The organism is Novosphingobium sp. B-7 (genome assembly GCF_000410615.1).
GTDB classification, from domain to species: domain Bacteria; phylum Pseudomonadota; class Alphaproteobacteria; order Sphingomonadales; family Sphingomonadaceae; genus Novosphingobium; species Novosphingobium capsulatum.
In genome coordinates, this window is the sequence record NZ_APCQ01000374.1 from 1 (window position 1) to 217 (window position 217).

Sequence of the window (217 nt, forward strand, 5' to 3'; positions counted from 1 at the left end):
TGATGCGTTGTTCGATCTGGCTGAGATATCGTCCGCACCTGGCACACCGCAAGCGTTATGCAGGCTTGTTGGTGATGGTGTGGATTCTCAAGCGTGAGGTAAGAGCATCTGGTGGATGCCTTGGCATGTACAGGCGAAGAAGGACGTGGCACGCTGCGATAAGCGTCGGGGAGCTGTGAGCGAGCTTTGATCCGGCGATTTCCGAATGGGGAAACCC

General features: G+C 56.2%; 1 rRNA gene. It reads left to right on the plus strand.

Annotation, left to right across the window (positions count from 1 at the left end):
- Nucleotides 1–85: 85 nt before the first annotated feature.
- Nucleotides 86–217, plus strand: a 23S ribosomal RNA gene (locus H926_RS0104850); the annotation flags it as partial.